Raw genomic sequence first — 6,513 nt, 5'->3', positions numbered from 1 at the left:
GGCGCGGCGATCGCCCTGGTCGCCCGCGACCGCGTGCAGGCCGTGACGGATGCCGCCACCACCGCCTTCGCAACGGCCGGCTTCGCCGCCCCCACGATCTTCACCGTGACCCCGTCCGCCGGCGCCGCCCGCGACTGACCCTCGCCGCTCGCCCGTCGCCCCACGCGTCCCGCCGCACCCCCGCGTTCGTCGCCCCGCCCTCCCTGTTCACTTGCGCTGAACGTACGCCGACCCCGCGCGGGAGCGGACGTTCAGCGCAAGTGAACGTGGGGAGAAGGGGCGACGCACGGTGCGCAAGGTGTGGCGGGAATGGATCGGCGCGCTCTAGCGTCGAACCTGGTGCGCGGGCATCCGATCCGCGCGCGTAAGGAGCGATCGTGGCGTACATCACCGTCGGAACCGAGAACTCGGTCGACATCGACCTCTACTACACCGACCAGGGACCGGCCGACGCGCAGCCCGTCGTGCTGATCCACGGCTTCCCGCTGAACGGCGAGTCGTGGGGCAAGCAGCAGGCGGCGCTCCTGGATGCCGGCTACCGCGTGATCGCGTACGACCGTCGTGGCTTCGGCGCATCGACCAAGGCGGGTGCGGGCTACGACTACGACACGTTCGCGGCCGACCTGCACGCGCTGATCGACGACCTCGACCTGCGCGACGCCGTCCTCGTCGGCTTCTCGATGGGCACCGGCGAGATCGCCCGCTATCTGTCGCGCTACGGCAGCGGCCGCGTGGCGAAGGCGGCGTTCCTCGGCTCGCTCGAGCCCTACCTGCTCAAGAACGAGGACAACCCGGGCGGCGCCGGCCCGCAGGAGTTCTTCGACGGCATCGCGCAGTCCGTGCGCGACGACCGATACGCGTTCATCGCCGGCTTCTTCAAGGACTTCTACAACCTCGACGACAACCTCGGCACGCGCATCTCGCAGGAGGCGCTCGACGGCAGCGTGCAGATCGCGAACCTCGCCGGAAACGCCGCGATCGCGGCGGCGCCGCTCACGTGGCCGACCGACTTCCGCGCCGACATCCCGGCCATCGACGTGCCGACGCTCATCCTCCACGGCACCGCCGACAACATCCTGCCGATCGACGTGACCGGCCGCCGGTTCAAGGAGCTCCTGCCCGACGCCACCTACGTCGAGCTCGAGGGCGCCCCGCACGGCCTGCTCTGGACCCACGGCGCCGAGGTCAACGAGGCGCTCCTGGCCTTCCTCAACAGCTGACACCTTCCTCAACAGCTGACGCACGACGCGACACGAATGCCCCGGCACCTGCGGTGCCGGGGCATTCGTCGTTCCCGCGTCAGGCGTGAGCGCGGCGGCGCCGCAGCACGACCGCGAGAGCGCCCGCGGCGATCAGAGCGGCGGCGAGCCCCGCGGTGGCGGCAAGACCGGCGCCGTCGGCACCTGTCGCAGCCAGCGGCCCCGTCACGGTCACCTCGGTCCAGCCGATCACGTTGCCGTCGGCATCCAGCACGACCAGCCGGTGCTCGCCCGCGGCGACGCCCGCGGGCAGGGTCACCGTCACCGTGCCCGCCGCGCTCACCACGTGGGCGCCGAGCCAGATCGGGGTGGAGTGCAGCCAGACCCCCACGGTGTCGCCGGCGTACTGCGTCCCGACGAAGAGCGTCACCGTCTGCCCCGCCGCGGCCGACGCCGGCGCGTCGACCGAACCACGCGCCGCGTCGGTGAGCTGGCCGTCGGATGCCGGCCCAGGCGTCCCCGGCGTGCTCGGCGTCGGGGTCGGCTGACCCGGCTCACCCGGCTCGCTCGGTCCACCCGGCTCGCCCGGACCGTCCGTCTGCGGGCACGGGAGCGTACCGGTGCGCAGCGAGTGCCCGTCGGTGTCACCGTCGTCGGCCCACACGACCTGCTGGAAGCCGTCTGCGCACGTGGATGCCGGCGCGACGGCCATGCCCTCGTTGTTGAGATTCGGCATCCCGGCGGGACGGGCGTAGGAGTGCGCGACCTCGAAGTCTCCGTCGACGACCTCGAGGAGGTTGTAGACGCCGCCGCAGCTGTCGTCGCACAGCGCCCACAGCGCGCCGCGATCCGCGTCGTAGGCGACGTCCATCGACCACGGGAGGCCGGAGGTCTCGACCTTCACCTCGACGGGAGCGGCGCCCACGGCGAGAGAGAAGAAGTGCAGCGCGCCGGTGGCCTCCACCGCCGTCACGAACAGCCCGGGAGTGGCGTCGTCGGAGGCGGTGTACGCGGCACCGTCGACCTCGAAGCCGGAGGCGACCAGGAAGGCGTCGGGCACGTAGGTGATGCCTTCGAGTCCCAGGTTGGTGCCGGTCGTGACGAACTCGTTCACATCCCACTCGTGCGTCGCGACGAGCTCGGTGGTCGCCGCCGTCACGGCGCTCACGTCGAACCGGGCGACCTTGTTCGACGACGTGTCCTTCGCCCGCCCGTTGTCGCGCTCGGAGGTGATGTAGACCGCGCCGTCGGGGGCGACCGTGACGCCCTCGGCGTCCAGTTCGCCGCCGCCGTCGGCGAAGCGGAGCGGGATGCCGCCGAGCCACTCGGGGAACGACTCGTAGACGCCGTCCACCGCTTGCATCTTGAACAGACGGCCCTTGTTCATCACGACCCAGAGGATGCTCGGATCGGCGGGGTCGAACGCTGCCCCCGACACGTCGCCCTCGTCATTGGCGTCGAGATCGGTGAAGGCGTCGACCCCGTCGGCGACCGACACCTCGGCGGCGCCGGGCCAGGTCTCGGTGCTCAGGCCCGGGCAGGCGTTCGCCGTGCCCCACGTCGCGGTCGGCGTCTCGACGTACGAGACGGTCCCGAACAGGTCGCAGCGACTGTAGGACGCGATGCCGTCCTCGTACCAGGTGTGCGCGATCACGCTCGCGCCGTCGTCCGCGCGACGGATGGTGAGCGAGTCGGCGCTGTCGAGCCCGGCGATGTCGACCGCGACGTAGAACGCCCCGGTCGCGAGGGTGGTGCCGGCGGGAACGGTGTGGACAACGGCATCCTGCGCATCCCGCAGCTCCCAGCCCGAGATGTCGATGGCCCCCGACCCGGTGTTGAGCAGCTCGGCCTTTCCGTCGACGTTGGAGACCTCGTTGAGGACGACCGGGGTGTCCAGTCGGCGGGACTTCGTCGCGCACGAGGAGGTGTTGTCCTGACCGAAGCTGTTCTGCGTGACGCGCCAGAACTCCTCCGACGAATCCGGGCAGGCCGCGAAGGCGCGCGCGTCGGAGTCGTACGAGTCGGACACTCCGGCATCGCCGTCGCCGTACGCCTGCTCGTCGACGAGCTGGCGGCTCGCCGCGTCGGCACCCGGGCCGTAGATCTTCACGGCGTCGCCCTCTCCCGACAGGCCCTTCTTCGAAGAGAACGCGACGTACCCGCCGGCCGGGACGATCCACGAGCCGGCCGGTTCGAGCGAGTCGCCGTCCCAGGTCTTGAGATCCGCCAGGGTCAGCGGCGCCGCGCCTGTGACCGCACCGCTGTCGGTCTGGTACCAGCCTTCGATGCTGACGCCGTGCGAGCCGGTGTTGACCAGCTCGACCGCGTCGCCGAAGCCGGGGTTGCCCGGGTCGTCGTCGTTGAGCGAGGCGATCTCGTTGATCTCGATGTCGTCCCAGTTCGGGTCGAGCGCCGCCGGCGGCGGTGGCGGTGTCACGGTGCACACGTTGGCGGCACCCGGGGTCGGCGTGGTCGCCTGGAAGGCACCGGCACCGGCGCCGGCGCCCGTAGCGTCGGCGCAGCGACCCCACGAGGTGGCGTGGGTGCCGGCCGGCCACGTGGTGGTGTCGACGAGCGTCGTCGCGTCGGGGAGGTAGAGGTTCGCCTCGTCGCCCTTGCCGAGCCCGGCCGCGGTGTAGTCGAGCTTCACGAACGCGCCGGGCTGGAGCGTGGTCCCGGCTGCGATCGCCTGCAGGTGGGTGGCGTCGGTGAGGCGGGCGTTGTCGGCCAGCAGCCAGCCCGAGAGGTCGACCGCGCTGGTGCCGCTGTTGGTGAGCTCGATCCAGTCGGTGGGGTCGGAGTTGACCTCGTTGATCAGGATGGCAGCGCCGGCGCTCGTCGGCTCGGACCCGACCGCGGCGGTCTCGACCTCATTCACGATCGTCGGGGGCTCGGCGGCGAAGGCCGCCGGTGCCACCAGGACCGGAACGGCCGCGAGCGCCGCCACGGCCGTGGCGGCGAGGAGGGCGCGCACACGCGCGCGGGAAGACGGATGAGATCGCATCGGCGGTCACCTTCGACGAGGGGGTTCGGGTTCGGCCCAGCGTCTCGACGGTGTGCGAAGGGCGGGTGAACGCGCGGTGTCGCCGAGCCGAACGCGCGGCCACCGGCTGGTGGGCGCCGGGCACGACGGACGCCCCGCATCGCACGCAGCGCACGCGGCATGGCCCCGCCGAGACGACGGATGCCCCGGCACCGTGCCCGCGCAGGGCTCGGTGCCGGGGCATCCGGTCAGGCGTGTCAGACCTGCTGCTGCGGCGCGCCGCCGGCGTTCGCCATCGCGATGAGACCGTCGATCATCTCGGGGCTTACCCCCTGCCCGTCGCCCGCGAGGGCGCCCATCATGCCGATGCGGCCGATCGGGAACGACTCCATCATCTTCGACATGTCGACGCCCTCGGGCATGATCGACGCCGCGCTGTCGCTGACACCGCCGAGCATCTGGGCCATCGCGGCCTGCACGATCGGGCCGGCCACGGGGTGGCGCAGCACCTCGCCCAACGACGACGTGCGCGACAGCGGCAGCGTGAACGCGTCGCCGTCGACCGCCACTGATACGGACGAGCGGATGTCGCGGCTCGACGCCGCGACGTCGACGGCGTACTCGCCGCCCTCGACCACCCAGCGGTCGGCGCGGACGTCCCAGTAGGCGAGATCCTTGCGACGCACGGTCAGCGTGACCACCTGGGTCTCGCCGGGCTCGAGCGCGACCGACGCGAACGCCTTGAGCTCGCGCGGCGCCCGCTGCACCGAGGACTCCCCGAGCGACGTGTAGACCTGCACGACCTCGCGGCCGGCGCGCTCGCCGGTGTTCGTGACCGCGACGGTCACCTCGACGTCGCCGTCGGCGTCCACCGCGGCCGCGGCATCCGCGTACGAGAAGGTCGTGTACGACAGGCCGTGACCGAAGGGGAACGCGACCTCGAGGCGGCGCGCGTCGTACCAGCGGTAGCCGACGAAGAGGCCCTCGCCGTAGCGGGTGTGCGAGAACTCGCCGGGGAAGTCGAGGAACGCCGGGGTGTCCTCGAGCCGCACCGGGATCGTCTCGGTCAGCTTGGCCGACGGGTTCACGGCGCCGAACAGCACGTCGGCGGTCGCACCGCCACCGGCCTGGCCGAGCAGCCAGCCCTCCAGGATCGCCGGCACGCGGTCGGCGAACGGCAGCGCCACGACGCCGCCGTTCGAGAGCACGACGACGGTGTTCGCGTTCGCCGCGAGCACCGCATCCAGCAGTGCGAGCTGCGCGGCCGGCAGGTCGATGTCGTCGCGGTCGTAGCCCTCGGACTCGAGACGGGCGGGCAGCCCCAGGAACACGACGGCCACGTCGGCAGCGGATGCCGCGGCCACGGCCTCGTCGCGGAGCGCCGCCGTCTCGTCGTCCGAGACGTCGAGCGCGTTGCTGAAGCCCTGCGCGTAGGAGACCTCGCCGGCGGCGAGCGCGCGGATCTCCTCGAGCGCGGTATCGAGGCGCGTCGGGTTGATCATCGACGAACCGGCGCCCTGATATCGAGGCGCCGCGGCGAACTCGCCGATCACGGCCAGCTTCGCGTCCTTCGCGAGCGGCAGGACCCCGTCGTTCTTGAGGAGCACGATCGAGCGGCCGGCGGCCTCGCGCGCGAGCGCGTGGTGGGCGTCGACGTCGAGCGGTCCCTCGACCGCTCCTGCGCCCTCGGTCGCCTTGTGCACGAGGTCGAGCACGCGGCCGGCGGCGACATCCACCACCGACTCGTCGAGCGAGCCGTCCTGCACGGCCGCGACGATCTGCGCGTCGGTGACGCCGTTCGACGACGGCATCTCGAGGTCCATGCCCGCCGCGATGCCGGGCACGCGCTCGTTCACGGCGCCCCAGTCCGAGACCACGAGACCGTCGAAGCCCCATTCGTCGCGCAGCACCTGCGTGAGCAGCCACGGGTCCTCCGACGCGTACACGCCGTTGATGCGGTTGTACGAGCACATGACCGTCCAGGGCTGCGCGTCCTCGACGACCCGCTGGAAGCCGCGCAGGTAGATCTCGCGCAGCGGGCGCTCGTCGATGTCGGCCGAGACGCGCATGCGATCGGCCTCCTGGTTGTTGGCGGCGAAGTGCTTGAGCGAGGCGCCCACGCCCTGCGACTGCAGGCCGCGCACGAGCGCCGAGCCGAGCACGCCCGACACGATCGGGTCCTCGGAGAGGTACTCGAAGTTGCGGCCGCACAGCGGCGACCGCTTGATGTTGATGCCCGGGCTGAGGAGCACGCCGACCCGTTCGGCCTGCGACTCCTCGCCGAGCGCCGCGCCGACGCGAACGAGCAGGTCGGGGTCGAACGACGAGCCG

General features: G+C 71.9%; 3 protein-coding genes. 1 reads left to right on the top strand and 2 read right to left on the bottom strand.

Annotated features, from left to right (window positions below):
- Positions 1-377 precede the first annotated feature (377 nt).
- A complete protein-coding gene (locus VIP82_RS04700; RefSeq protein WP_331906155.1) occupies positions 378-1,220 on the top strand; it encodes an alpha/beta fold hydrolase in 843 nt (280 codons plus the stop codon).
- Between the two features lie 79 nt (positions 1,221-1,299).
- On the opposite strand, the gene VIP82_RS04695 is transcribed toward VIP82_RS04700, so the two are convergent.
- Both VIP82_RS04695 and VIP82_RS04690 read right to left on the bottom strand, forming a co-directional pair.
- Positions 1,300-4,203 carry a lamin tail domain-containing protein gene (locus VIP82_RS04695; protein WP_331906153.1) on the bottom strand — a complete coding sequence of 968 codons (2,904 nt, stop codon included), beginning with the start codon at positions 4,201-4,203 and terminating at the stop codon, positions 1,300-1,302.
- A gap of 236 nt (positions 4,204-4,439) precedes the next feature.
- On the bottom strand, positions 4,440-6,513 hold a 2,074-nt coding region (locus VIP82_RS04690; protein WP_331906151.1), incomplete at its 5' end, for a glycoside hydrolase family 3 C-terminal domain-containing protein.

Source organism: Microbacterium sp. (assembly GCF_036566905.1).
In the GTDB taxonomy this organism is placed as follows: Bacteria; Actinomycetota; Actinomycetes; order Actinomycetales; family Microbacteriaceae; genus Microbacterium.
Note: the sequence above shows the minus strand (reverse complement) of the source record. Positions and strands in the feature narration are given on the sequence as shown.

What these genes read in the sequence shown, in the direction of transcription:
- VIP82_RS04695 (WP_331906153.1), bottom strand. Translation starts at nt 4,203, where the DNA reads ATGCGATCTCATCCGTCTTCCCGCGCGCGTGTGCGCGCCCTCCTCGCC.